Here is a 26248-nt window from a genome sequence, read left to right on the forward strand (position 1 = left end):
TATATTCTATCACTTCACCTTTTGCTTTGACCATGTTAAAGGGCCAACATCTTTATATCTTGGTGCATTATATCTCACTCTTCTAATTATCATAAGGACAATGCCCGCAACAATAAGTAAGACAGACATGAGTTGCGCAACACGTATATCACTCGTGAGCATCAAACTATCTGTACGCAAACCTTCTACAAAGAATCTACCTATAGAATACCAGATAAGATATAGTGCAAAAGTATCACCTATACGTAAATGCTTTCTCAATGTAATTAATATAACAAATCCTAGAATATCCCATATAGATTCGTATAAAAACGTTGGGTGATAATATTGACCATCAATGTACATATTGTTAATAATAAAGTCCGGTATATGCATATTTTCTAAAAATGATTTAGATACAGGACCACCATGGGCTTCATGATTCATAAAGTTACCCCATCTGCCAATACCTTGTCCTAAAATCAAACTCGGTGCAATCACATCACCAATTTGAAATGGATTGATATTTTTTTGTCTGCATACAATGATACCTGTGATAAAACCGCCAATCAGACCACCATGAATCGCGATTCCTCCATACCAAATCATAGGTATTTCTATAGGATGTTGTGCATAATAAGGCCATTGGAAAATAACAAAATAAATTCTAGCTACGATAAAACCAAAAATTGCACTCCAAAAGATGATATCAATCAATATATCTTTATCAAAACCTATGCGTTTAACACTTTCCTGAGCGATAAAATAACCTAATAGTATACCCGCGGCGATGATAATGCCATACCAATGAACCGATATTGGACCAAGCTCAAATGCAATTGGATCAATGTAATTCAATATCATCATTTATTCTCCTTATTGTTGCTACCATTACGCATAATTTCAGCATTTAAGCGATCATTGAATTCTTCTGCAGTGTTAATCCCCATAATATTAAGTCTATAGTTCATCGCTGCAACTTCAATGATAACTGCTACGTTACGACCTGGTCTAACTGGTATTGTCTTTTTAGTAATCTCAGTGTCTAAAATGCGTAATGTTTCTTCATTCAAACCAACGCGATCATACAATTTATCTTTATGCCAATTTTCTAAATGAATATTTAAACGTAAACGCTTTTCGGTCAAAATGGAACCTGCACCAAAGAGTGTCATTACATTTATAATACCTAAACCTCTAATTTCTAATAAATGTTCTATTAATTTAGGGGGTCTACCAATCAGTTCATCTTTACTAATTTCTCTAATCTCTACATTGTCATCCGCGACAAGTCTGTGACCACGTTTAATTAGTTCAAGTGCCGTTTCACTTTTACCGATACCTGAGTCTCCTGTTATAAGTACACCAACACCATACACATCTACTAGAACACCATGCAACGAAGTTGTTCGTGCAAGTTCATGTTCTAAGAAAGTCGTTAAACGACTCATTAATTGTGTTGTTGCAATTGTTGACGTGATAAGTGGTGTATCAAATTCTTTCGCTGATGCTACAAGCTCTTCTGGTGGCTCTAAATCTCTTGTCACAATAATTGCTGGTGTTTCTGGTCGACATAATTTTTTCATGCGTCCTTTGCGCTCTTCATCCGGTAGTAGATTATAAAATGATAATTCTGTTGTTCCTAACAATTGAATGCGGTCAGAGGCATAGTGCGAAAAATATCCAGCCATTTCTAATCCTGGTCTTGATATATCTGTATTTTTTATTTGTTTATTTAAGCCTGACTCCCCAGCTATAAGCTCAAGGTTAAAGCGTTCAATTAAACTCTTTGTTGTTAACATAGGTTCACCTCTATTAATATTTCTCCTGAAATTTCATATGTCATTATCATATCAAAAAGGACTGATAATCTATATAAAAAAGTACAGAAGTCTAAAATAAATCCTATCGTTTTTATCATACCCTATATTATTTTTGAATAAAATTACTAAAAATGGTTCAGTAATCTCATTTATTTTAAATGATTACGCCGTTACAATCCAGCAAGGTTGGATAAGCTTGAATGGAATAAAATGTTAGATATCGAAAAAACTACTCCATACATTCCAGACACATGAAAATGTCTTCTTGTATGGAGTAGCTAATATTTTATATATTTTTACAGAGGTTGATCAATAAACTATTATGCTTGAACTGTATCTCTTTCTAATACTGGTTTTAAATATTGTCCAGTGTAGCTTCCTTTCACTTTTGCAATATCCTCTGGTGTACCTGTCGCAACGATGGTACCACCACCGTCACCGCCTTCTGGACCTAAATCAATAATATAATCAGCCATTTTAATAACGTCTAAATTGTGTTCAATGATGACAACTGTGTCACCGTTATCAACCAATTTATTTAACACTTTTAATAATCGGCTAATATCATCAACATGCAAACCAGTTGTTGGCTCATCTAATATATATATTGAACGGCCAGTAGAGCGTTTATGCAATTCTGAAGCAAGTTTAACACGTTGTGCTTCACCACCAGATAATGTCGTAGCCGGTTGTCCTAAAGTAACATAACCTAAACCAACATCTACTAAAGTTTTCAATTTTCGATGTATTTTAGGGACATTTTCAAAAAAGTTTGTTGCTTCTTCGGCAGTCATAGCCAAGACGTCCGCAATGTTTTTACCTTTGTATGTTACTTCTAGTGTTTCACGGTTATATCTCGAGCCGCCACAAACTTCACAAGGTACATAGACATCCGGTAAAAAGTGCATTTCTATTTTAATGATACCGTCACCTTTACATGCTTCACAGCGACCACCTTTAACATTAAAACTAAAGCGACCTTTAGAATAACCTCTGACTTTTGCTTCGTTTGTTTGAGTAAAGATATCTCGTATGTTATCAAAAACACCCGTATACGTTGCCGGATTAGAACGTGGTGTCCTACCAATTGGCGATTGATCAATATCGATAATACGATCAAGTTGATCTATACCGTTAATTTCATCATAATCACCTGGTTTAACTTTAGATTTATTTATCTTTTTAGCTAATGATTTATAAAGTACTTCATTGACTAATGTACTCTTACCGGAACCAGACACACCCGTAACAACGTTCATCGTTGAAAGTGGAAAGTCTACATTAACATCTTTCAAATTATTACTGCGTGCGCCTTTGACACTAATCTTTCTATCCGTAACTTCACGACGTGATTCTGGCACCTGAATTTTCTTCTTACCACTCAAATATTGACCAGTTAAAGACTTTGTATTTGCCATAACTTGTTTTGGCGTACCACTAGCAACAATTTCACCGCCGTGGTCACCAGCACCTGGTCCTACATCTACTAAATAATCTGCAGCACGCATCGTATCATCATCATGTTCAACAACGATTAAAGTGTTACCTAGATCTCGCATTTCTTTTAAAGTACTAATTAACCGATCATTATCACGCTGATGTAATCCTATAGAAGGCTCATCTAAAACATATAATACACCAGATAGTCTTGAACCAATCTGAGTTGCTAAACGTATACGTTGCGCCTCACCACCTGACAAAGAACCAGAAGCACGATTTAGTGTTAAATACTCTAATCCTACATTATATAAAAATTCTAATCTAGAATTAATCTCTTTTAAAATTTGATTAGCAATTTTTCTGTCTTGCTCTGATAATGTGATATGTTCATAGTTATACAGTGCATCTTTAATAGAGTGTTCTACCACTTCACCGATATTTTTCCCGTCCACATACACAGACAAAGCTTCGCGACTTAAACGTTTGCCATGACATGTTTCACAAGTAAGTTCTGTCATGTATTTACTCATCATTTCTCTTACGAGTTCTGACGGTGAATCATGATAACGTCTATTGATATTATTTATAACACCTTCAAACGCCATCGTACGTTTTCTTGTTTGGCCGTTGCGCTGTTTGAATGTAAATTCAATTTCTTTATCTTTGGAACCATAAAGAATAATATCTTTTTGGCGTTCTGTTAATTTTTTGAATGGTTTATCCATATTTATTTTATATACTTCACAGACACGATTTAATAATGTTGGATAAAAGTCTGAACTTGAAGATTCCCAAGCAACAATTGCACCTTCATTCAATGATTTCTCCTTATCAGGAACAACTAAGTCTAAATCTACCATTAGTTTTTGTCCTAAACCATCACAAGTTGGACAAGCTCCAAATGGGCTGTTAAAACTAAACATGCGTGGTTCTAATTCTCCGATTGAAAATCCACAAATAGGACAAGCATGATTTTCAGAAAATTTTAGTTCATCGTCACCAATGATATCTACGATTAAATTACCTTCAGCTAATTGTAACGCCGTTTCTATAGAATCGGCTAGACGTGTTTCAATACCTTCTTTGATTACAAGGCGGTCTACAACAACTTCTATCGTGTGGTTCTTATTTTTATCTAAATTTGGCACTTCATTTACATCCGTAATTTCGCCATCAACACGCACACGTACGTATCCTTTTTTACTAATGTCATCAATTAACTTTTCATGCGCGCCTTTTCTATGATTAACAACAGGCGCCAGTAATTGAATCTTACTGCGTTCTTCAAGTTGTAAAACTTGATCGACCATTTGTTGTACAGTTTGAGATTCAATTTCTATACCATGATTTGGGCAATATGGCTTTCCAATACGTGCATATAATAGACGAATATAATCATATATTTCAGTAACAGTGGCAACCGTAGATCTTGGATTTTTACTCGTTGTTTTTTGGTCTATTGAAATCGCAGGAGACAAACCTTCAATAGTATCAACATCTGGCTTATCCATTTGTCCTAAAAACTGTCTTGCATAAGCACTTAATGATTCTACATATCTACGTTGCCCTTCTGCATAAATCGTATCAAAAGCTAATGAAGATTTGCCTGAGCCAGATAACCCCGTCATTACTATAAGTTCATTTTTAGGTATTTCAATATCAACATCTTTTAAATTGTGGGCACGTGCCCCTTTAACTACAATGGATGGTTGCTTCATTTTCGTCACCCTTCTGCTTTTAATTCAAACAACATATCTCTGAGTTCAGTTGCTTTTTCAAAGTCTAAATCTTTAGCTGCTTGTTTCATTTCTTTTTCTATATTACTAATGGTTTTTTCACGCTCTTTTTTCGTCATTTTTTTAGGTACTTCCGTACGTTGCGCTTCGTTTGTTTCATCTGTTTCAACAGTAGCACTGATAACATCATGAATTTTTTTATTAATTGTGGTAGGCGTAATATTATATTTTTCATTATATGCTTGTTGAATCGATCTACGACGCTCTGTTTCATCTAGTGCGTAACGCATTGAATCTGTAATTTTATCTCCATACATAATAACTTCACCGCCACTATTACGCGCTGCACGACCTACTGTTTGGACAAGTGATCTTTGCGAGCGTAAGAAGCCTTCTTTATCTGCATCTAATATGACAACAAGAGATACTTCTGGTATATCAATACCCTCTCTTAACAAGTTAATACCAACAATCACATCATAGGTACCCACACGTAAATCTCGAATAATTTCAATACGTTCTAAAGTTTTAATTTCTGAATGTAAATAATTCACATTAATGCCTGCTTCTTTCAAATACGTGGTCAAGTCTTCACTCATCTTTTTAGTCAATGTTGTTACTAATACACGTTCATTTCGATTAATACGTTCTTGTATTTCACTAAGCAAGTCATCAATTTGATTTTCTGTCGGTCTAACTTCTATCTTAGGATCTAATAATCCTGTTGGGCGAATAATTTGTTCCACCATTTCATCTGTATGTTCTAATTCATAAGGTCCTGGTGTTGCAGACACATATACAAGTTGTTTCGTTTTTTCTTCAAATTCTTCAAATTTTAACGGTCTATTGTCTAAAGCACTTGGTAACCTAAAACCATGATCAACAAGTACTTGCTTACGCGCACGGTCGCCGTTATACATACCTCTGACTTGTGGTAATGTCACATGTGACTCATCAATCATCACAAGCCAATCATCTCCAAAATAGTCGAGCAATGTATAAGGTGTTGAACCCATAGGTCTTAGTGTCAAATGTACAGAATAGTTTTCGATACCTGAACAAAATCCCATCTCTCTCATCATTTCCAAATCATAATTTGTTCTTTGTTCTAGGCGTTGAGCTTCAAGCAATTTATTCTCGGAACGCAACTCTGACAAACGTTCTTCAAGTTCATTTTCAATACGTTGGATGGCAGATTTCATTTTTTCTTCTCGGGTAACGAAGTGGGAAGCTGGGAAAATTGCAAAGTGATCGCGCTCTCTCAACACTTCTCCAGTTAAATAATTAACTTCACGTATTCTATCAATTTCATCCCCGAAAAATTCAACACGAATGCACATTTCTTCACGAGAAGCTGGGAAGATTTCTACAACATCGCCTCTAACACGAAATGTACCACGTCTAAAATCAATATCATTTCTTGTGTATTGCACATCTACTAATTTTTTAAGTAACTCGCTTCTGTCCATTTCCATACCTACGCGGACACTGACAACTAAGTCACGATATTCTTCTGGATTACCTAAACCATAGATACAGCTCACACTAGCAATGATAATGACGTCATCTCGTTCAAATAATGCGCTTGTCGCAGAGTGACGTAATTGGTCAATTTCGTCATTAATTGACGCATCTTTTTCAATAAATGTGTCAGTTGATGGTACATAGGCCTCTGGTTGATAATAATCGTAGTAACTGACGAAGTACTCGACTCTATTCTCAGGAAAGAATTCTTTAAATTCACTATATAATTGACCCGCTAACGTTTTATTATGGGCGATAATTAAAGTTGGCTTACCAACTTGTTGAATCACATTACTCATTGTAAATGTCTTCCCAGTACCCGTAGCTCCTAGTAATGTCTGATGTCTCTTCCCTGCATTCACACCATCTACAATTTGTCGAATCGCTTCTGGTTGGTCCCCTTTAGGATCAAAATCCGATTGTAATTTAAATGGGTAGTGTTCCATAATGACACATGCCTCCTATTATATTTCTATCTGCTCGAACGTAATTTAAATATCTCATTTAACACGCGACTTATTTTAGTTGATATAACTATATTTTACATACGTATGTTATTAACAGTTTATATTTTAACAGATTTATAACCTTCAACACAAACATTTGTTCGTAAATTAGTGTTTCACTATATAAAAACAAACACAGTACATGACCATGTTTGTTTGCGTTAATAAATTTTTATTCTGATAAAATGAAGTTAAATAATTATATACTTTTTGTCATGTTGTATCAATTAAGTTGCTTAACACTTATTACCTAATCATCTTCTTTTTTATGGAGTTCTAATTGATCGATAATTAAGTAACCTGCTAATAATGAAGCAACATCTATAAAAATAATCCATTCATCATGAAAAAAACCTTTTTCAATTGAAGTTCCTATTAAAATCAAAGTTAAAATAGTACCTACCCATTTACTTCTTGTCAGTACGCTAAACAATACGACAAGTATGCAGGGGAAAAAAGATGCTAGTATATACCAGATCATTCATGTCACCCGTTCCTATTATTTAAAATAGACATCGTTGTTTCTCGTAATTCCGATTTTGGTATAAATCTCTCTGTAAGCATTTCAGGAATAATATTTTCTATAAAATCTTGCACTGAATTCAAATGGTCAAATTGCATAATTGTTTCTAATGACATTTCGTATATTTCAAAAAATAGTGGCTCAGGATTACGTTTTTGAATTTCACCAAATGTTTCATATAACAAATCAATTTTATCAGCAACAGATAAAATTTGACCTTCTAGTGAATCATCTTTTCCTTCTTGCAGTCGTTCTCGATATATGGATTGATATTGTTCTGGTATTTCTTCGTTTATAAAATGATCTACCATTTCTTCTTCTACTTGTGAGAATAATTTTTTTAATTCTCCACTCGCATATTTGACTGGCGTTTTAATATCTCCTGTAAAAATTTCGGCGAAATCATGGTTTAAGGCTTTTTCGTATAAGCTTTTCCAATCTACTTTATTGCCGTGATATTCTTCTACTGTACCTAAATATTGAGCAATTTTAGTCACTTTAAAGGAATGTGCAGCAACATTATGCTCAAAATATTTAAATTTCCCAGGCAATCGTATTAATTTTTCTAAGTCTGATAAACGTTTAAAATATTGATGTACTCCCATGATAGCGCCTCCTCATTTATTTAATGAATGATTATACTTGATTTTATAATATCATTCCACATGTAAAATGTCTTTTTAATGCTGTTAAATATCATCGAATCGTTCTATTTTCAAAATATAACCTATTTATTTGTCTTTCAAGTTTTATTCATTTTACATCATTTCAAAAAATGATGCGCCCATAACAAATTTTATTGAAAAAGTACTGAGCGTAAAAAATGACACCTCTGATATATAATGCCTACACCAATGCCCATTATGATAATAAGCCCGAGACACTATTTATGTCTCGGGCTATTAGTTTAAATATATTTGTTCAATTGCTAGTGAAATTTCTAAGTATACGTTTTTATCTTTTTAATGAATATAGTTATATTGTCCCGAATTATGAATGGTTCTATAAGATTTTTGTCCTACACCTTGCCAGTTCATTTCCGAAACCAAAATGGATCCGTCACTATTTTGACGTTCTACTATGCCTACATGACCATAATTTCCAGTATTACTTTGTAAGATAGCGCCTACTTCAGGTGTAGAATTAACAACATAACCATTTTGACGTGCAGCTGAAGCCCAGTTATTCGCATTGCCCCAAAGTGTTCCTACAGATTTACCTAATTGTTGACGTCTATCAAAAGCGTAGTATGTGCACTGACCCCAATCATAATAATTCTGCCCACCGGATGCGTAGTGTTTCTGCTCTTGAACTGTGTAGTATTTCGGTTGATAACCATTGTTATGAATACTGTCAACGTTTGATGTAGTATCGCGTTCATCAATACTATCATTTGACCAAGATTGCTGCTTTACTGGTAAAGAATGGTTCGCTAATTTTGTGAACGTATTATTGTTTTCAGTTGTTACACCTATTGTGAATTGATCACTATTCGAATTATTTTCTAAGTCATTTTGTGTGTAACTTTCTGAATTACTTTGTGTGTATGTGCTTTGAAATTGGTTATTTAAATGTGATGAACCTTTTTCAGAAACAGCAATGAGCTGCCCAGGATGAATTGTCTCTGTAATATACGGATTCAATTGATAAAGTTCATTTAAACTTATTTGATGTTTATTCGCAATACCTTGTAGTGTATCGCCTTCTTTCACTTCCACAATATCTTCGTCAGGGAGTACTAGCGTTTGTCCAGATTTAACCGACTGTACAAGCTCCATATGATTTAATGATTGTATTGTATTAGTCGTTGTTGCGAATGCTTGCGCTATATTTGATAAATCAGTATCTTCTTTCACTGTATGTACTTGATCAGCTGATGCTAGACCATTCACGCCAAAAAACAGTGCTGCAGAAGTTAGAGAAAAAGTTAAGCCTTTCTTCATTATGTGTTTCAATCCTTTGCTGTCTAAATTTATTCGATATTTAATCAATCATAATATAGCATATCCGCTTAATACTTTTAGCATTGTTATCATTTTGTAATGCAAAAGATAATTATTAACTGAACGCCTCATTGGCCTTTAATCAAGCCTTTCTTACTTTTATCACAATAATTTTAATCATAGTAACACATCGGTTAAATTCAACTGTAATATTTCAATTTGTATTTTACATATAAGAAGCTATTTATTAAAAATTACTAATAAAATTTAAGCAATCATTTTAATTGAATAGCTCGTCTTACATACTATATTACTCTATAAAAATATGAGTGAGCTAGAAAACAATTATTTATAAATTGGTTCCCTGCTCACTCATAAAGTTAGTATAATATTAACATCTATTTAAGTATTAATCTTTTGCTGAATGATTTAGATTCATTTGATTTCGTAAATACGCTTCAATAAACGGTCCTAAATCACCATCCATAACTGCATCTACTTTACCTGTTTCTTCGTTTGTTCTGTGATCTTTAACCATCGCATATGGATGGAATACATAAGATCTAATTTGGCTTCCCCATCCAATTTCTTTTTGTTCACCACGGATTTCGGCCATTTCTTGTTCTTGTTCTTCTATTTTTAATTGATAGAGTTTAGACTTCAATGTTTTCATTGCAGCTTCTCTGTTTTTGATTTGTGAACGTTCATTCTGGTTATTTACCACAATACCCGTTGGATGGTGGGTAATTCTAATAGCTGATTCTGTTTTATTGATATGTTGACCACCTGCACCTGAAGCTCTAAATGTATCAACGGTAATATCATCAGAATTTATCTCCACTTCTATTTCAGTGTTATTAAACTGTGGTATGACATCACAAGAAGCAAAAGATGTATGTCGGCGACCAGATGAGTCAAATGGTGATATACGTACAAGTCGATGCACACCTTTCTCAGCTTTTAAATAGCCATATGCATTATGACCTTTCACAATCATTGTTACACTCTTAACACCCGCTTCATCCCCAGGCAAATAGTCTGCAATTTCAACTTTAAAGCCTTTTTGTTCACAGTAACGTTGGTACATTCTCAACAGCATATTTGTCCAATCTTGAGATTCTGTACCACCTGCACCAGGATGCAATTCAATAATTGCATCATTCGCATCATAAGGCCCATCTAACAATAATTGTAACTCAAATTGGTTTAGCTCGTTTTGAAAATGGATGACACTTGCTTCTAAATCATCTTTCATCGATGTATCGTCTTCTTCTAACAATAATTCTCGTGTTGTTTCCATATCTTCAATGTTTGCTTCTAAATCTCTGTAGGCATTAACAACCGATTTTAAAGCATTATTCTTATCTATAATTTCTTGAGCTTTATCTTGATCATCCCAAAATGAAGGATCTGTCATCATTTCTTCGTATTCTTGTATGTTTGTCTCTTTTTCTTCTAAGTCAAAGAGACCCCCTAAGTTGTTCTAACTTTTCATTATAAGCATCTAAATTACGCTTAATTTCAGATAATTCCATTGTGCATCTCTCCTAATTTTTACGAATGAAATATATTTGATATATCAATTACTACACTATCATACATATGATACAAAATATAAACTGCCAATTTCAACTTAAGCACTAGCCTCTATCCTTAAATTATTAAAAAAAACATCTTTCACAGTTAAACGCCACAATTTAACTGCAAAAGATGCTTGATATACAAAAAGTAATAAATCCTGTCTCACACGTTTATCATTTAGATAAGTTTAAGCGCCATGACAGTTTTTATATTTCTTACCGCTACCACAAGGACATGGGTCATTTCTGCCTATATGTTCATCTTTGACATAAGGCTCTGCTTTCGCTTTTTCTTTTCCATCTTCTGCTGATACATGCTCAGCTTTACCAAAATCAGTTGTTTTATCACGTTCTACATCATCTTCTACTGAAATTACTGATTTGAGAATATATTTACTCACATCTTCTTCAATGTTTTGCATCATAGTATCAAATAATTGGTGACCTTCATTCTGATAGTCACGTAATGGATTTTGTTGACCATATGAACGTAGATGAATACCCTGACGTAGTTGATCCATAGTATCAATATGGTCTGTCCAATGCGTGTCAATGGAACGGAGTAAAATCATACGCTCAAATTCATCAAACTGAGTACCTATTTTCTCTTTTTGATCTTTTAAGGCTATTTCTATTTTTGACCATACAACCTCAAAAATATCGTCACTATCTTTTCCATTAATATCTTCAACTTTTAATTCGCCTTCATTTAAGAAAACATCTTCTACATAATTGATGAATGGCTCATAGTCAGGTTCGTCATCTTCTTCATTTACATAATAATGAATACTTCTTTCTAACGTAGAGCGTAGCATTGCATTGATTAATTCGCCACTTTCGTCGCTGTCAATAATATCATTACGTTCACTATAGATAATTTCACGCTGCTTACGCAGTACATCGTCATACTCAAGGACACGTTTACGAGCATCAAAGTTATTACCTTCAACACGTTTTTGAGCTGATTCAACAGCACGTGAAACCATTTTAGATTCGATCGGCGTTGAATCATCCATGCCCAATCGGTTCATCATATTTTGTAAACGTTCCGAACCAAAGCGCACCATTAACTCATCTTGTAGCGATAAATAGAAACGGCTATCACCTTTATCTCCTTGACGACCTGAACGACCACGTAATTGGTCATCTATACGACGAGATTCATGACGTTCTGTACCAATTACTGCTAAGCCGCCTATTTCTTCAACACCATCGCCTAATTTGATGTCCGTACCACGACCGGCCATGTTGGTAGCAATTGTCACTGCACCACGCTGGCCAGCACTTGCAATAATGTCCGCTTCACGTTCGTGATTTTTCGCATTTAAAACATCATGACGTACACCGTGTTTTTTCAATAAATTAGAAATATATTCACTTGTTTCAACAGCAACAGTCCCCAACAAGACTGGTTGACCTTGTTTATGCTTTTGAATGACATCTTCTACAACTGCATCAAATTTACCTTTTTGACTGATATAAATTAAATCAGGTTTATCAATACGTTGTACTGGTCTGTTGGTAGGAATTTGCGTAACTGTCATATTGTAAATATTTCTAAACTCTTCTTCTTCTGTTTTTGCAGTACCTGTCATACCGGATAATTTATTATACATTCTAAAATAGTTTTGGAATGTAATTGAAGCCATCGTTTTTGATTCGTTTTGAATTTTCACACCTTCTTTAGCTTCAATTGCTTGGTGTAATCCTTCTGAAAAACGACGTCCAGGCATTGTACGTCCTGTAAATTGGTCAACAATCAATACTTCACCGTTATTCACCATATAATCTACATCTCTTTGTAAAGTAACATGTGCACGTAACGCAGTATTGATATGACTGATAATATCAACATTTTTCACATCGTAAAGGTTATCAATTTTAAACATGCGTTCTGCTTTATCAATACCCTGCTCGGTTAATTGGACTGCTTTTGTTTTTTCATCATAATTATAATCATCTTCGCTTTTAAGCATTTTAGCAAAAACATTTGCTTGAGTATAAAGTGAAGTTGATTTCTCTGCTTCACCTGAAATAATCAATGGCGTACGTGCTTCATCAATTAAAATTGAGTCTACCTCATCAATAATCGCAAAATTAAGTGATCGCATCACGCGTTCTTCCGCATAATTCACCATGTTATCACGTAAGTAATCAAATCCTAATTCGTTGTTGGTACTATAAGTGATATCACTTGCGTAAGCTTCTCTTTTCTCTGCGGTCGTTTTACTATTTAAGTTCAAACCAACACTTAATCCAAGAAATTCGTATAATTCAGCCATTTCTTCACTCTGTATGCTAGATAAATATTCATTGACTGTAATAACATGTACACCGCGTCCTGATAAAGCATTTAAATAAACTGGCATTGTCGCCGTCAATGTTTTACCTTCACCGGTTCTCATTTCAGAAATATCGCCGCCGTGGATCGCTATACCACCCATAACTTGTACTTTATAAGGAATCATGTTAAACACACGTTTTGATCCTTCTCTAACTAAAGCAAATGCTTCTGGTAAAATATCATCTAAAATTTTATTTTGCTTTTTAATATCTTCTTCTTCTTGAACTTGCGCTTGAAAATTTTTCGTTTTTTCTTTAATTTCTTCATCAGTTAATATCGACATATCCTCTTCTAATGCGAGGACTTTGTCGGCTAATTTACCAAGGCGTTTTATTTCTCTTTTATTGCCATCTGCAATTTTTGATAAAAAACCCATTCTGTTCGCTCCTTTAGCTTTATAACTCATTATAACTCTTCGTTTACAACAATTTATAATATCATTTATAAGCTTAAATTTACACTTATTACGTTTATCGTACTACCTACGCTATATTTTGCTTACATGTTTCGGAATACATATTGAAATACTGCCTCAATAAAAATATACACAACATACATGTTCACTTTCAAATTATTACATAATAACATAGCAAAAAATGAGCGTCCATGATTTCACTCAATCATGGACGCTACTACTTTTACAAATATGATACTAATGCAATTGAATTATTCAGTTGTTTCAATCAGTCCATATTTGCCATCTTTTCTTTTATAGACAATACTTGTACCATCTGTTTCGCGATCTGTAAAAATGAAGAAATCATGGCCTAATAAATCCATTTGCAATACCGCTTCTTCAGAATCCATAGGTTTTAAGCTGAAATTTTTTGAACGAATAATCTCAATTTCACTATCATTGTCATCATTTTGTAGTTTTTCTGCCTCTTGTTCTTCAGGTAATGATGCGAATGCTTCTGGTTCGTCATTCTTTCTATTTTTACGGTTTACACGCGTTTTATATTTTCTAACTTGTCTTTCTAATTTGCTATTAATTAAATCAATACCAGCGTATAAATCATCATGACGTTCTTCCGCTCTAAGCGTAACATTTTTCAATGGAATAGTTACTTCTATTTTAGTTGCTGAGTTTTGGTACGTTTTAACTTTAACGTGTGCAGTTGCATTTGGCACATTGTTAAAGTAACGTTCTAATTTACCAATTTTCTCCTCAATATAGTTGCGAATCGCATCAGTAATAGTGAGGTTCTCTCCGTGAATTTCAAATCTGATCATAGTAATCGACTCCTTTAAAACCTCTATATTGGTAATAGTGCTTATATCTATAATACCACGAATAGCTTACCGTGCAAACGTAAACACATCGAATTTTCTGATTTTTCTATCAAATAACAATTGTCCTGCATTATGAACCGTTAAGCCTGTAGTATATATGTCATCTATCAACAAAATATTTTTTTCTTTTAAATCTACATATCGTGTTATTTCAAAAGGATTCGGTCGTTGCATGCGTTTTTGTTTACTTAATTCTGATTGTTTTATACATGAGTGTGTGGCAAGCAGACAATGATATTTAACCTTTTTTAAGTCTAATACTGATTGTATAGGATTAAACGTTCTTTCCCTATCTCTATATAGAGGAGACGGTATGGGGATAATGTAATCATATTTGTAATGAGGCAATTTAACTCTTTCTGCAATTATTTCTGCTATTGCAACATCTCTTTTAAATTTATATTGTTGAATCATTTCTTTTACAATACCGTCGTATCGGTAAAAACAATATAATTTATTCATTAATTTAAATTTCAAAGATAATTCGGTACAATCTGAGCATAATTTTTCTGTTTCATTAAGTAACTTCATACATGTTGGGCAGCGATTCGTCGCATTTAATTTCATTATATCCCATTGATGATTACAAATATGGCACAATTTTGAAGCTTTTTTATAAAAGGTAAATGCATTTAACGGTTCTGAATAATAAGTGTGACAATATAAACATATCGCTGTCAGTCTATCCACCCTCTTTTTTTGCAAGTTTATTCATTTTCTTTATCTGATATTGAGCTTGAAGCATAGACAGCGTGATGCCTTCATGCATACAAAATACGCTTCCTGTTGGTGCTTCCGCTTTTCTTCCAACTCTTCCTGATATTTGAATGATGGCACTCGTCTCAAACTGGTGGCTATTTATGATCACAACATCGAGTTTTGCCATAGTAAAGCCTCTTTCTAGAATAGTAGTGGTGAAAACAATGGCGTGTTCGCCATCTCTCAAACGCTTTACTTTATCAAATCGAAACACATCATTACTGTAAACATATATTAAAGATGGTAACGCATCTTTATATAATTGATACAATTGTTTCATTAAAATAATGTCGTTAAAAAAGACGAGCGTATATCGTTGTTGACTGACTTGATGTTGTAAAAATCGTAATAATTGATATTGCTTTTTATTGGGATTAATTCTCAGAAATTTAAATTGAGGCACTGGTAAAGGATGTCTATGAAAACGCGCGGGTAATTGAATGATTTCTAAATTGCTAATTTGTCTAATTAATGATTTTGTGGGTGTAGCAGTCATTAATATATGACAGTGTTTTAATTTCGAGGCTCGCTGTAATGCTTTTATCAACGTTGGTTCTGTGGGTAATGGAAAGGCATCAACTTCATCTACAATAATTACATCAAAATGTTGTTTGAAACGATAAAGTTGATGAACTGTGGCAATAATAAAATGACCATTAAACTGTTGCTGTGATGATTGATGTAATACATCTATTTCTTCTTCGCGGAATGCTGCTTTAATCCTCATGCTCACTTCTAAAACGACATCAACCCGTGGAGATACGATTGCGACATTATAACCTTGGTTCCTCGCATATTTAATTCCTTCAAATATCATCTCAGTCTTACCTGCACCTGTGACAGCATGAAGTAATAGAGAGTGGAAGCTTGCAATCGCTGATACAATTTTGTCGGATGCAAATTGCTGTTGCTCTGATAATTTGAATGATAATTGATAATGGCAAGGCGTCACTATATTGTGACTTTCTATGATATAAACCTCGGTAGTATTATCCATTCTCCCCATATTGATACAATTTCTACAGTAGACGATTGGCTTATTTAATACCATAGATTGATATTTATAAAAATGCGTTGGTCGGTGTGAATGACATTGCGAACACGTCCAATAGCCGTTATCTAATATAACACCTTTCGTCGTTTGTCTTATACGTTCATCAGTTAATAATGACTTATCATTAATCATTCTTCCGTAGTATTTAATCGTTTATTTCCTCCAAACTAAAAAGCGAGTCAAAAATTAAACTTTACTTTAATTTCAAGACCCGCTATAAAATAATTGATTCATTGATTTATCATACAGAAATTTAAACACTAAACAACTCATTTGTCATCTTATTGTTGGTATTAATGACTGAATGAACAGTTATATTTATAACAAGTATCTCTCGCAAAACGCTACTTTACTTAACACATGATAAAAGTATTTTCAAATCTGCCCTGCCATTTAGTCTGTACGTACGGACCTACCTGTGAAACCTAATCCCATACCCCCTGAGCCTAAATGAGCTGCGACTACAGGACCTAAATAAGAACGATATAATTTATATTGTGGATAGTTGTTTTGTAATTCATTGTACATCCAGTCTGCATCTTCTCGAACATCTCCACCTATCACTAATAAAGTAACCTCTTCATAATCTTTAACGATTTCAATCACTTTATTGATAATTTCTTTAAGTGCTCGTTTTTTAGTACGTATTTTTTCATCAGGTAAAATGAAACCATCTTCAAATTTTAAAACTGGTTTCATTTTCAACATCGCACCAACCCACGCTTGAGCACCAGTAATACGACCACTTTTTTGCAAGTTTTTCAAATCGTCTACCATCAATCTCGCACCTGTGACTTCTCGCATTGCTTCAAGCTCTTTAATGATTGCCTGAGGTTCATCGTTTTGTTCAATTAATTCAATTGCACGTAATACGTAAATCCCCATTGCCATCGCTGAAATTTTTGAATCAAATGTATGCACATTAATCCCTTCAACCATTTCTCCCGCTTGTGTAGCTGTTTGATAAGTACCACTGATACCTGAAGATAGGAAAACGCCTATGACATCTGTATATCCTTCATCGCGTAATTGCTCGTATTTTGTTATAAATTCACCAATTGCCGGCTGGCTTGTCGTAGGAATTGTTTTAGATGTTTTCATTCTTTCATAAAATTCATCTGCTGAAATAGATGCATTTTCTACAAAATTTTCACCGTTATCAAAAGTTACACTTAGTGGCGCAATATTTATATTATATTTATCAATTAATGTTTGAGATAGATAACTCGTTGAATCTGTTAATACAGCAATTTTCATCATAATCCTCCTCAATTATACTCACAACTATGATACATTATTTTATATTAAAAGAAAATTTATTTTTACATTAAACTTGAATTCAGAACCGTGTATAATAATATGTATTGATTGAAACTATGACTGGAGTGTTTAAATATGGATGAATCAATCATAACAATAAAGCAAGAACATATGATAGAAAATGTAATTAGCAAATCACGCTTTATTGCCCATATCAAACCTGTTGACTCTGAAGCAGAAGCTAAAGACTTTATAAACTTGGTGAAATCAGAACATCGAGAAGCAACACATAATTGTTCTGCCTATACGGTTGGAGCACAAATGAATATTCAAAAAGCAAATGATGATGGAGAACCAAGTGGAACTGCAGGTGTACCAATGCTAGAAATATTAAAAAAACTAGAAGTTCACAATGTTTGTGTCGTAGTTACGCGTTATTTCGGTGGTATAAAATTGGGTGGCGGCGGTTTAATAAGAGCCTACAGTGGCGCCGTGAGAGATGTCATTTATGAAGTGGGTCGTGTTGCTTTACGCTCAGCAATACCAACTACAATCACTATTGATTATGATCTTACTGGTAAATTTGAATATGAATTAGCGCAAACATCTTTCTTCTTAAGAAACACAAATTACACAGACAAAGTGAGTTATCAAATAGATGTGGTAGAAGCGGAATATGATGATTTTATTGCTTTTCTAAATAAAATTACTTCTGGTAACTATGATTTAGTTGAGCAAGATATCATTATGTTACCATTTGACATACCAACAACCTGAAGTATAGCTATTTCAAGTTATTTATATGCACCATCCATCATAAATAATATCTATCCTGCTACAAAGTTAAAAGAATGAAAAAACCTTACTGATATGCATTGATATTTGTAATTAAAGTAAAATTTAAAAAAGTAAGTATATCAGTCTTTGCTTTAATTTATCGCTGTTCATAAAACAAAATTAGAACCTGAGATATTAATATCTCAGGTTCTAATTAGTAGTCTAACTATTCATCTTTTTTATGTCGTTCTTTATTTTCAATTAATTTTAAGAGTGGTCTATAATCGTCATCTATTAATCCTGTAAATTCAACAATGAGTTCAATTGTAATGAGTATGAGTACAAGCATCATGAGTACGCCCCATGGTTGCGATAAATATAAAATAATACTTGAAAGACTAAATAACAATGCGATTGAATATATCAGAATAACTGTTTGACGATGTGAATAACCTAACTCTAGTAATTTATGATGTAGATGTGACTTATCCGCTTGCATAATACGTTGGCCCTTTTTCACACGTCGTATCATAGCAAATAAAGTGTCTATAAACGGTACTGCTAAAATAACAATCGGGAAGAATAAAGACACAAATGTAATATTTTTAAAACCTAAGAGTGAAAGAAAACCAACAATAAAGCCAACAAGTAATGCGCCGCTATCCCCTAAAAATATTTTAGCAGGATGAAAATTAAAACATAAGAAACCTAATAACGCACCGATAAGCACACTACAGATCATAATTATAAATATATTTGCTTGTAATATTGCGATAAACCCAATAGTCATCAATGCGATTGTTGCTACACCAGAAGCCAAACCATCCAAACCATCAATTAAGTTGATTGCATTGGTAATCGCAACAATCCAAATCACTGTAATAGGGATACCTAATATACCAAAATGTATTGTTGGTCCAATCGGTAAAGAGATGAAATCAATGGTTACACCATAATAAACGACAACCAGTGCTGCAACCACCTGGCCTAATAATTTTACGATTGGCGTTAAATCATAGATATCATCTATCAATCCTACTAAGTAGATTAATACTGCCCCAATGACGAGTGGCTTCACCTCTGTTTCAATTGGATGTCCTAACCAAATCCCTAATAAAAAGGAAAGTAGTATCACGGTACCACCTAAGACAGAAGTTGGTTTTTTATGTACTTTCCTAAAATTAGGTTGATCAACAACACCCAATTTATGGGAAACCTTTATGACAATGGGAGTAAGTATTAAACTGACAATCATTGAAAAAATGATTAATAATAACGTATACATCAGTTCACCTTCATTATTTTAAGTCTTTATATTTTTGAATTTGAATTTAAAATCTCTATAAATATTCCAAATATGAAATCATATTTGGAATGGATATACACATGTGTGTTTTTAAAACATAATTAACTTTATATATTTCGAGTAATTCTATAAATGATTCAATTAAGTCTATAATACACGATGTACTTTTAGTAATACAAATAGTAATGTAATCATTAGTAAGATTCAACGCAGAAATTCACTTTCTTTTTTATAGAATAAACAATTTATTTATTTTACAATCACTCAAATAAGTATTCTAACATGAATTTTAAACAAATGTTATTAATTTCTAAATATCAATGATGACAAAATGTAACTTTTCACTTACAATGACTAAGTGTGTATTTAAAGGAGCGTAAGAAAAATGTTTGAAGCTATTATTTACAATATTGCGGTTACTGTCGCAGGAATTTATTTATTCCACCGATTACAGTACTCTGAAAATAAAAATATGGTGTTTTCAAAAGAATACGTCACGGTTTTAATGACCATTGTAGCATTATTATTATCTGTAAAGCCTGTCCCTATCTTCAATGAATATGTACTCTATTTATCTTTTGTGCCGATTTTATTTTTAGGTAGATATACAAATATGGTTTATACAGTTTTAGCAGCGTTTATCGTGTCTTTAGTTAATGTATTAATTGGCGATTATACGATTATAACTGCAATGATCTTAATTGTAATAGCCATCATTGTCGGAGCAATAGGACCATTTTTAAAACAAAATGACATCATCTCATTACAAATACTCAACTTAATTACGCTAGTCATTTTTGTCCTCTTGTCATTTATCAGTCCATATTATGAATTTAAAGAAGTATTATATATGATACCGTTATCGTTCATTTTAACAATCACTTCTTCGATTACATTCGTAGATATTTGGCATTTCTTCTCTTTAGTAAACCGCTATGAGAATGAAGATAAATTTGATTATTTGACGGGTTTAGGCAATGTTAAAGAATTCGATAGACATTTGAATGAAACAACACGTATTGCAGAAGAAAATGATGAAAGTTTAGGTTTACTACTCATCGATATTGATGGGTTTAAAGATGTTAATGATATGTATTCACATGATTCAGGTGATGCTGTATTACGACAAATCGCACAATTACTGAAAAACTACGTGCCAGAACAATTTAGTATTTACCGTAACGGTGGCGAAGAGTTTTCTGTAGTATTATATGACTATACGTTAGATCAATGCGTTAAATTAAGTGAAAGTATCCGTAAAGGCGTGGAACAATCTACTTTCCATTTACCAAATAAAGAAATTATTAAATTATCAGTTTCTATTGGTGTTGGATACTTAACTAAAGATGATTATAAATCTCAACGTACCGTCTTTAAAGTCGCAGATGATATGTTGCATATGGCTAAAAATGAAGGACGTAATCAAGTCATGTTTAACCCTATTGTTAAATTATAACTAAATAAAATGAAGCCATTTTCAAGAGTCTAGGACATAAATATCTCTGACTAAAAAATAAGCGTCAATTTCTATTGAGAAGATATAGAGATTGACGTTTTCTTTAGTTTTATGAAATTTTGTAGCTCGTTGAGCTACCATCTTTCTTATATTCAATGCCATTAATACAAAACCAAGTTCTTGTTTAAGTTTATTTAATCCTCGAACTGATATTCGAGTGAATGTTTATTAAATTATATGAAAGTGCCTTGTTTTTTGAATATTAATATATATTGTACCGATTTTGCATCGTGCTGACGCCCGGGGGAAATGATATGAGCGAGAGACTACAGGCTCGAGCCATATCCCCAGGCAAGCATGCACGATCAAAATCGTAATATTTTAAATATAAAGAGGACCAATCCATATAAAGTGGATTAATCCTTTTTGATTTGAGAATGGTTATTTATATCTCAAGCTTTTTTAATTTATATTATGAAAGCGGCTATTTAAACATCTACATTAATGTATTTCATCGCATAGTTCTTTTGAAAGTAAAACTCTAAAAATATTATTGAAAACATAAAAACACTCGTAAGATTTAACAATGCATAAGCATTCCTTCAATATTTTTAAAATAAAACATATCATTTACAAATTTAAGTTTGTTACAATATAGGAGGTAATTATAAAAACAATCTATACTGAAATAAATATTATTGAAAGTTACCTTAGTACACGGTAAACTTTCAATTGATTTATGAAAAATTTAGGAGGTGCCCAGCTATGTCTGATTCGATCACTATCATTGATGAAGATAAAGTGATTGACGTTGTGCTCATTGCAGGCAGAATATTGCTTGAAAGCGGTGCTGAAACTTATCGTGTTGAAGATACGATGAATAGAATTTCAGCAAGTTTCGGCTTAGATGATACATATAGTTTTGTTACATCTACAGCGATTATTTTTTCACTCAATAATCGAACAAACACGAGACTTATCCGTATACGTGAGCGGACGACTGATCTAGAAAAAATTGCATTAACCAATAGTTTATCTAGAAAGATTTCTAATAATCAGTTAAGTATAGATGAAGCAAAATCTGAACTTATTCATTTACACCATGCATCATTACAGTTTTCATCTATCACTAAATTTTTTGCTGCTGCCATTGCATGTGGTTTTTTCTTATTTATGTTTGGCGGTGTTATGAATGACTTCTTTTTTGCAATTCTTGCAGGAGCTGGTGCATTTTTAACTTTTGATTTTGTTCAACGTTATATACAAATAAAGTTCTTTTCGGAATTTATTAGTGCTGCGGTTGTTATTACAATAGCAGCTACATTTTCAAAATTAGGCATGGCAGCAAACCAAGATATTATTACCATTGCAGGCGTCATGCCGCTAGTCCCTGGTATTTTAATTACCAATGCTATCCGAGACCTCATGGCAGGCGAACTCATCGCTGGTATGTCTCGTGGTGTCGAAGCGGCCTTAACATCATTTGCTATAGGTGCTGGTGTCGCAATCGTTTTATTAATATTTTAAAAAGGAGTGCTCAAATGGTCATTGGCTACTATGTTTTACAATTTATTGTTAGTTATTTAGCGACAATGCTATTTTCTGTTATTTTTAATGCACCTCGACGTCTCCTTTTAGCTTGCGGTTTCGTTGGTGCTATGGGATGGATTATATATAAAGTGACACTTGATGTAGAACTAGGAAAGGTAATGGCTTCGTTCCTAGGAAGTTTTATATTGGCAATTATGAGTCATACCATGAGTAGACGTTATAAAAGACCAGTCATCATCTTTATTGTGCCTGGCATCATCCCACTCGTTCCTGGTGGACTTGCCTATGAGGCAACACGCTATTTAGTGAGCAACGAATATACACATGCCGTCAATACATTTCTCGAAGTAACACTTATTTCAGGTGCAATTGCCTTTGGTATTTTATGTGCAGAGATTATTTATTATCTTTATACACGCATAAAACAACACATTGGTAAAATGAATGGTAAAATATATAAGAAATCATATAATATGAATAACAGAGCATAAGGGGTGTTTTTATGAAAAATGATATTATTGAGCGACTTACAAGATATGTCAAAATTGATACACAATCTGATCCACATTCAAATTCAACACCTTCCACTAATAAACAGTGGGATTTATTGAATTTATTGAATGATGAATTAACAGATTTAGGACTAGAAACTGATGTTGATGAAAATGGATACTTGTTTGCAACATTAGAAAGTAATGTTAACGAAGCTATTCCAACTGTTGGTTTTCTTGCGCATGTTGATACTTCACCCGATTTTAATGCTACAAATGTCAATCCACAAATTATTGAGCAGTATGATGGGAAACCGATTCAGCTCGGCGATACAAATCGAGTTTTAAGTCAAGATGTCTTTCCTGCTATGAAACAAGTAGAGGGACATACTTTAATGGTTACAGATGGCACATCATTATTAGGTGCAGATGATAAAGCTGGTGTCGTTGAAATTATGGAAGCTTTAAAATATTTAACATCGCATCCAGAAATCAAACACGGTCGCATCAGAGTAGCTTTTACACCTGATGAAGAAATTGGTAAAGGACCACATGCATTTGACGTTGAACGTTTTAATGCTGACTTTGCATATACAATGGATGGCAGCCAATTTGGTGAGTTACAATATGAAAGTTTTAATGCTGCAGAAGCGATTGTAACTTGTCACGGTGTTAATGTTCATCCAGGATCTGCTAAAGATGCGATGGTTAATGCTGTGCTATTAGGTCAACAATTCAACGCTCTTTTACCTCAAAATGAAGTGCCTGAACGTACAGAGGGTTATGAAGGTTTTTATCATTTAATGAAATTTGATGGTGATGTTGAGAAAGCGAAACTTTACTATATTATTCGTGATCATGATAAGCATGAATTTGATTTACGTAAAAAACGTTTAGTAGAAATTAAAAATGATATCAATAGTCATTTTGAAGATGAACCGATCGAAGTTGAAATAAACGACCAATATTACAATATGGGAGAAAAAATTAAGCCAAAACCACATGTTATAGACATTCCTAAACGTGTCTTTGACAAGTTAGATATTCCAGCTAATACTGAACCGATTCGTGGTGGCACAGATGGTTCACAACTATCATTTATGGGATTACCAACACCTAACATTTTTACTGGCTGTGATAACTTCCATGGACCTTTCGAATATGCTTCTATCGATGTCATAGAAAAAGCTGTAGATGTCATAGTAGGTATCGCTCAAGAAGTCGTACAAACTTATCAAAAGAATGATTAAATAGAAATGACTCGGATATAGAGGTCATTTTGTACTTTTTCAATGCTCATCATCCTTGTCGGAGTAGGACAACGAAATCTTTTCAAAGATTAGATTTCTGTCCTACTCCCTTTTTTTATTTTTGTACCTTACAATTTGGATTGTGCATGCTAGTCCAACACATATTTCGTATAAACCTCAAACTTGTATTTGTTAATCAGACGATACCACTGGGTGCCAACATTATGGTAGTATTGTTTCTTATCATACGTATGTGTATTAAAAATAATTTTTATTAAATTTATGTCTTATAATTGTAACTTCGAACAACTGCTGATTTTTGTAGAATTTAAAAAACCGTCAATTTCTATATAATTACAATAGAAATTGACGGTTTTGCATTTATATTTTATTTATTAACATCAAACTGTGTTTTTAATAGCTTAATCGCTTGAACTGTATAATGTTTAATTTGAATTCCCATTTTAAAATCTGTAAAAGATTGAGGCATTTCTATAAATGTATTAAACATTGCTGTTACACCCATCGATTCAAACAAATCAAACTTATCATCTGTTGCGCAAATTGCGATTGACGGTTTGTCATATTTTGTAGCTAGCTCGGCTAAGCGAACGGTAGTCGTTTCTAAAATTTGATCTTGCTCGTTCACACCTTCACCAAAAATTATTAAATCTGCTTGTTGAATTAATGACTCTAAATGCGTAATTTGGTCTACCAGTTCATGACTCGTCATAATCTCAGCACTATATAAACCATTTAACATTGCAGCTATACCCCCACCAGCGCCGCCTCTTTGAATAGGCCCTAGTGCGATTTTTAATTCAGCTTTAAACATCTCACTTAAATACCATATTAAATTATCTATCTCACTTGCTTCTTGATGCGAAATTTGATGCGTTTCAAATGTTTGCATGATTTCACTATTTTTACCATATAATTTACTATCAAAATCTGACATAAGTTGGATTCTAATATCTTTCAACTTAGGATCAACTTGAGATACATCTATACGACGAATATATTTTAAAACACGACTGCCTTGTGTAACATCGATTTCTTGAGCCTCGTCATCATAAAATTTAGCACCGAGTGCTTGAAGCATGCCAGCACCACCATCAAAACTACCAATAGCACCTAGCGAAATAATTAAATGTTCAGCACCATTTTCTATTGCATCAAGTATAATTTCACCTAAACCATAACTTGTTCTTTCTATAATTGGACGTTGACCTTTTAAAAATAGATTACCTTCAATAATTGTCATACCATTATCAGTAATACCATAAATAGCTTCTACTTCATTCATATCTGCATCATGTGCAACCACTCTGTATTTGGTACCTGACTGCCATAAAAAGACAGAATCCATCAGTTCATGCCGACCATTAAACAACGGTACTTGAACAATATCAGCCTTCTCTATTTGACTAGCAACCGCTTCTTCTACATACCGATTGGCTTGATAGCTAGATATAATACCATTAAATTCATCCATTGCTACTAATACTTTCATTTTGTCACCTCTAATATTAATATTACATTGTAATTTTCATAGCTTTATTTTTAAGTTAACGTGATTTCCACACCTTATAAATTTTAAATAGCTGTGATTAATTGATATATTTAATTCAACTGTACAGAAATCAAACTAAG

At 33.3% G+C, this 26248-nt stretch carries 20 protein-coding genes and 1 pseudogene; 5 read left to right on the forward strand and 16 right to left on the reverse strand.

Going from position 1 to position 26248, the window contains the following annotated elements:
* Positions 1-9 precede the first annotated feature (9 nt).
* The 13 genes from lgt to fakB1 form a co-directional block, all read right to left on the reverse strand.
* Positions 10-846 (reverse strand): prolipoprotein diacylglyceryl transferase, encoded by an 837-nt coding sequence (lgt, locus tag KA824_RS11810; RefSeq protein WP_107504633.1) that lies wholly within the window; start codon positions 844-846, stop codon positions 10-12.
* Positions 843-1781, reverse strand: a complete 939-nt coding sequence (gene hprK / locus KA824_RS11815) for an HPr(Ser) kinase/phosphatase (RefSeq protein ID WP_107383675.1) — start codon at positions 1779-1781, stop codon at positions 843-845. The genes lgt and hprK overlap by 4 nt, the downstream gene beginning before the upstream one ends.
* A 341-nt stretch (positions 1782-2122) precedes the next feature.
* Entirely contained in the window at positions 2123-4960 is a 2838-nt protein-coding gene (gene uvrA / locus KA824_RS11820) for an excinuclease ABC subunit UvrA (RefSeq protein WP_181187440.1), read from the reverse strand.
* A 5-nt stretch (positions 4961-4965) separates the two neighbouring features.
* Complete coding sequence (uvrB, locus tag KA824_RS11825; protein WP_181187461.1) at positions 4966-6951, reverse strand: excinuclease ABC subunit UvrB; 1986 nt, start codon at positions 6949-6951, stop codon at positions 4966-4968.
* A 307-nt stretch (positions 6952-7258) separates the two neighbouring features.
* Entirely contained in the window at positions 7259-7489 is a 231-nt protein-coding gene (locus KA824_RS11830; RefSeq protein WP_019469490.1) for a CsbA family protein, read from the reverse strand.
* Between the two features lie 5 nt (positions 7490-7494).
* Positions 7495-8136: a YfbR-like 5'-deoxynucleotidase gene (locus tag KA824_RS11835; RefSeq protein WP_019469491.1), complete on the reverse strand. Its 642-nt coding sequence runs from the start codon at positions 8134-8136 to the stop codon at positions 7495-7497.
* A gap of 357 nt (positions 8137-8493) precedes the next feature.
* The gene (locus KA824_RS11840) at positions 8494-9474 is read right to left on the reverse strand and encodes a COG3942 and LysM peptidoglycan-binding domain-containing protein (protein ID WP_107383672.1); all 981 of its coding nucleotides are present in this window, start codon (positions 9472-9474) and stop codon (positions 8494-8496) included.
* A gap of 409 nt (positions 9475-9883) precedes the next feature.
* Positions 9884-11009, reverse strand: a protein-coding gene (gene prfB, locus KA824_RS11845) for a peptide chain release factor 2 (protein WP_107383671.1) whose coding sequence is annotated in 2 segments (ribosomal slippage) — positions 9884-10936 and positions 10938-11009 — 1125 coding nt in all. Because the reading frame shifts where the segments join, the coding sequence is not laid out codon by codon here.
* 233 nt (positions 11010-11242) lie between these two features.
* On the reverse strand, positions 11243-13774 hold the full coding sequence (gene secA / locus KA824_RS11850; RefSeq protein WP_107383670.1) for a preprotein translocase subunit SecA: 2532 nt from the start codon (positions 13772-13774) through the stop codon (positions 11243-11245).
* A 290-nt stretch (positions 13775-14064) separates the two neighbouring features.
* Positions 14065-14631 carry a ribosome hibernation-promoting factor, HPF/YfiA family gene (gene hpf / locus KA824_RS11855; protein WP_019469495.1) on the reverse strand — a complete coding sequence of 189 codons (567 nt, stop codon included), beginning with the start codon at positions 14629-14631 and terminating at the stop codon, positions 14065-14067.
* A gap of 66 nt (positions 14632-14697) precedes the next feature.
* Positions 14698-15153, reverse strand: a complete 456-nt coding sequence (locus tag KA824_RS11860; protein ID WP_245335995.1) for a ComF family protein — start codon at positions 15151-15153, stop codon at positions 14698-14700.
* Between the two features lie 220 nt (positions 15154-15373).
* Complete coding sequence (locus tag KA824_RS11865; protein ID WP_181187439.1) at positions 15374-16636, reverse strand: DEAD/DEAH box helicase family protein; 1263 nt, start codon at positions 16634-16636, stop codon at positions 15374-15376.
* A 261-nt stretch (positions 16637-16897) separates the two neighbouring features.
* Complete coding sequence (gene fakB1 / locus KA824_RS11870; RefSeq protein WP_181187438.1) at positions 16898-17761, reverse strand: fatty acid kinase binding subunit FakB1; 864 nt, start codon at positions 17759-17761, stop codon at positions 16898-16900.
* A gap of 138 nt (positions 17762-17899) precedes the next feature.
* On the opposite strand from fakB1, the gene KA824_RS11875 reads away from it, so the two are divergent.
* Positions 17900-18541, forward strand: coding sequence for a YigZ family protein (locus tag KA824_RS11875; protein WP_107504630.1), 642 nt, complete (start codon positions 17900-17902; stop codon positions 18539-18541).
* A 226-nt stretch (positions 18542-18767) separates the two neighbouring features.
* Here the strand turns inward: KA824_RS11875 and KA824_RS11880 are convergent, their stop codons facing one another.
* Positions 18768-19826, reverse strand: a complete 1059-nt coding sequence (locus tag KA824_RS11880) for a glycosyltransferase family 4 protein (RefSeq protein ID WP_019469500.1) — start codon at positions 19824-19826, stop codon at positions 18768-18770.
* A gap of 406 nt (positions 19827-20232) precedes the next feature.
* Here KA824_RS11880 and gdpS point away from each other — a divergent pair, with 406 nt between their 5' ends.
* Complete coding sequence (gene gdpS, locus KA824_RS11885; protein ID WP_107383666.1) at positions 20233-21303, forward strand: GGDEF domain-containing protein GdpS; 1071 nt, start codon at positions 20233-20235, stop codon at positions 21301-21303.
* A gap of 21 nt (positions 21304-21324) precedes the next feature.
* Here the strand turns inward: gdpS and KA824_RS12935 are convergent.
* Positions 21325-21525 (reverse strand): annotated as a pseudogene (locus tag KA824_RS12935) (IS5/IS1182 family transposase); the annotation flags it as partial.
* A gap of 543 nt (positions 21526-22068) precedes the next feature.
* Between KA824_RS12935 and KA824_RS11890 the strand changes: the two are divergent.
* Genes KA824_RS11890 through pepT form a run of 3 tightly spaced genes read left to right on the forward strand, consistent with a single transcriptional unit; the run spans position 22069 to position 24595 of the window.
* A complete protein-coding gene (locus KA824_RS11890; protein ID WP_019469503.1) occupies positions 22069-22830 on the forward strand; it encodes a threonine/serine exporter family protein in 762 nt (253 codons plus the stop codon).
* Positions 22831-22844: 14 nt separating this feature from the next.
* Positions 22845-23345 (forward strand): threonine/serine exporter family protein, encoded by a 501-nt coding sequence (locus KA824_RS11895; RefSeq protein WP_219912734.1) that lies wholly within the window; start codon positions 22845-22847, stop codon positions 23343-23345.
* A gap of 11 nt (positions 23346-23356) precedes the next feature.
* Positions 23357-24595, forward strand: coding sequence for a peptidase T (pepT, locus tag KA824_RS11900; RefSeq protein WP_181187437.1), 1239 nt, complete (start codon positions 23357-23359; stop codon positions 24593-24595).
* Between the two features lie 388 nt (positions 24596-24983).
* On the opposite strand, the gene KA824_RS11905 is transcribed toward pepT, so the two are convergent.
* A complete protein-coding gene (locus KA824_RS11905; RefSeq protein WP_181187436.1) occupies positions 24984-26108 on the reverse strand; it encodes a glycerate kinase in 1125 nt (374 codons plus the stop codon).
* Positions 26109-26248: the final 140 nt, after the last annotated feature.

Source organism: Staphylococcus sp. GDY8P198P (assembly GCF_017891615.1).
In the GTDB taxonomy this organism is placed as follows: Bacteria; Bacillota; Bacilli; order Staphylococcales; family Staphylococcaceae; genus Staphylococcus; species Staphylococcus cohnii.

Excerpts from the sequence above, each read along its gene's own strand:
- KA824_RS11875 (WP_107504630.1), top strand. The coding sequence starts at position 17,900 with ATGGATGAATCAATCATAACAATAAAGCAAGAACATATGATAGAAAAT.
- KA824_RS11865 (WP_181187439.1), bottom strand. The coding sequence starts at position 16,636 with ATGATTAATGATAAGTCATTATTAACTGATGAACGTATAAGACAAACG.
- uvrA (WP_181187440.1), bottom strand. The coding sequence starts at position 4,960 with ATGAAGCAACCATCCATTGTAGTTAAAGGGGCACGTGCCCACAATTTA.
- lgt (WP_107504633.1), bottom strand. The coding sequence starts at position 846 with ATGATGATATTGAATTACATTGATCCAATTGCATTTGAGCTTGGTCCA.
- pepT (WP_181187437.1), top strand. The coding sequence starts at position 23,357 with ATGAAAAATGATATTATTGAGCGACTTACAAGATATGTCAAAATTGAT.
- hprK (WP_107383675.1), bottom strand. The coding sequence starts at position 1,781 with ATGTTAACAACAAAGAGTTTAATTGAACGCTTTAACCTTGAGCTTATA.
- hpf (WP_019469495.1), bottom strand. The coding sequence starts at position 14,631 with ATGATCAGATTTGAAATTCACGGAGAGAACCTCACTATTACTGATGCG.
- gdpS (WP_107383666.1), top strand. The coding sequence starts at position 20,233 with ATGTTTGAAGCTATTATTTACAATATTGCGGTTACTGTCGCAGGAATT.
- KA824_RS11895 (WP_219912734.1), top strand. The coding sequence starts at position 22,845 with ATGGTCATTGGCTACTATGTTTTACAATTTATTGTTAGTTATTTAGCG.
- KA824_RS11840 (WP_107383672.1), bottom strand. The coding sequence starts at position 9,474 with ATGAAGAAAGGCTTAACTTTTTCTCTAACTTCTGCAGCACTGTTTTTT.
- KA824_RS11835 (WP_019469491.1), bottom strand. The coding sequence starts at position 8,136 with ATGGGAGTACATCAATATTTTAAACGTTTATCAGACTTAGAAAAATTA.
- secA (WP_107383670.1), bottom strand. The coding sequence starts at position 13,774 with ATGGGTTTTTTATCAAAAATTGCAGATGGCAATAAAAGAGAAATAAAA.
- KA824_RS11830 (WP_019469490.1), bottom strand. The coding sequence starts at position 7,489 with ATGATCTGGTATATACTAGCATCTTTTTTCCCCTGCATACTTGTCGTA.
- KA824_RS11905 (WP_181187436.1), bottom strand. The coding sequence starts at position 26,108 with ATGAAAGTATTAGTAGCAATGGATGAATTTAATGGTATTATATCTAGC.
- KA824_RS11890 (WP_019469503.1), top strand. The coding sequence starts at position 22,069 with ATGTCTGATTCGATCACTATCATTGATGAAGATAAAGTGATTGACGTT.
- KA824_RS11860 (WP_245335995.1), bottom strand. The coding sequence starts at position 15,153 with ATGAATAAATTATATTGTTTTTACCGATACGACGGTATTGTAAAAGAA.
- fakB1 (WP_181187438.1), bottom strand. The coding sequence starts at position 17,761 with ATGAAAATTGCTGTATTAACAGATTCAACGAGTTATCTATCTCAAACA.
- KA824_RS11880 (WP_019469500.1), bottom strand. The coding sequence starts at position 19,826 with ATGTATACGTTATTATTAATCATTTTTTCAATGATTGTCAGTTTAATA.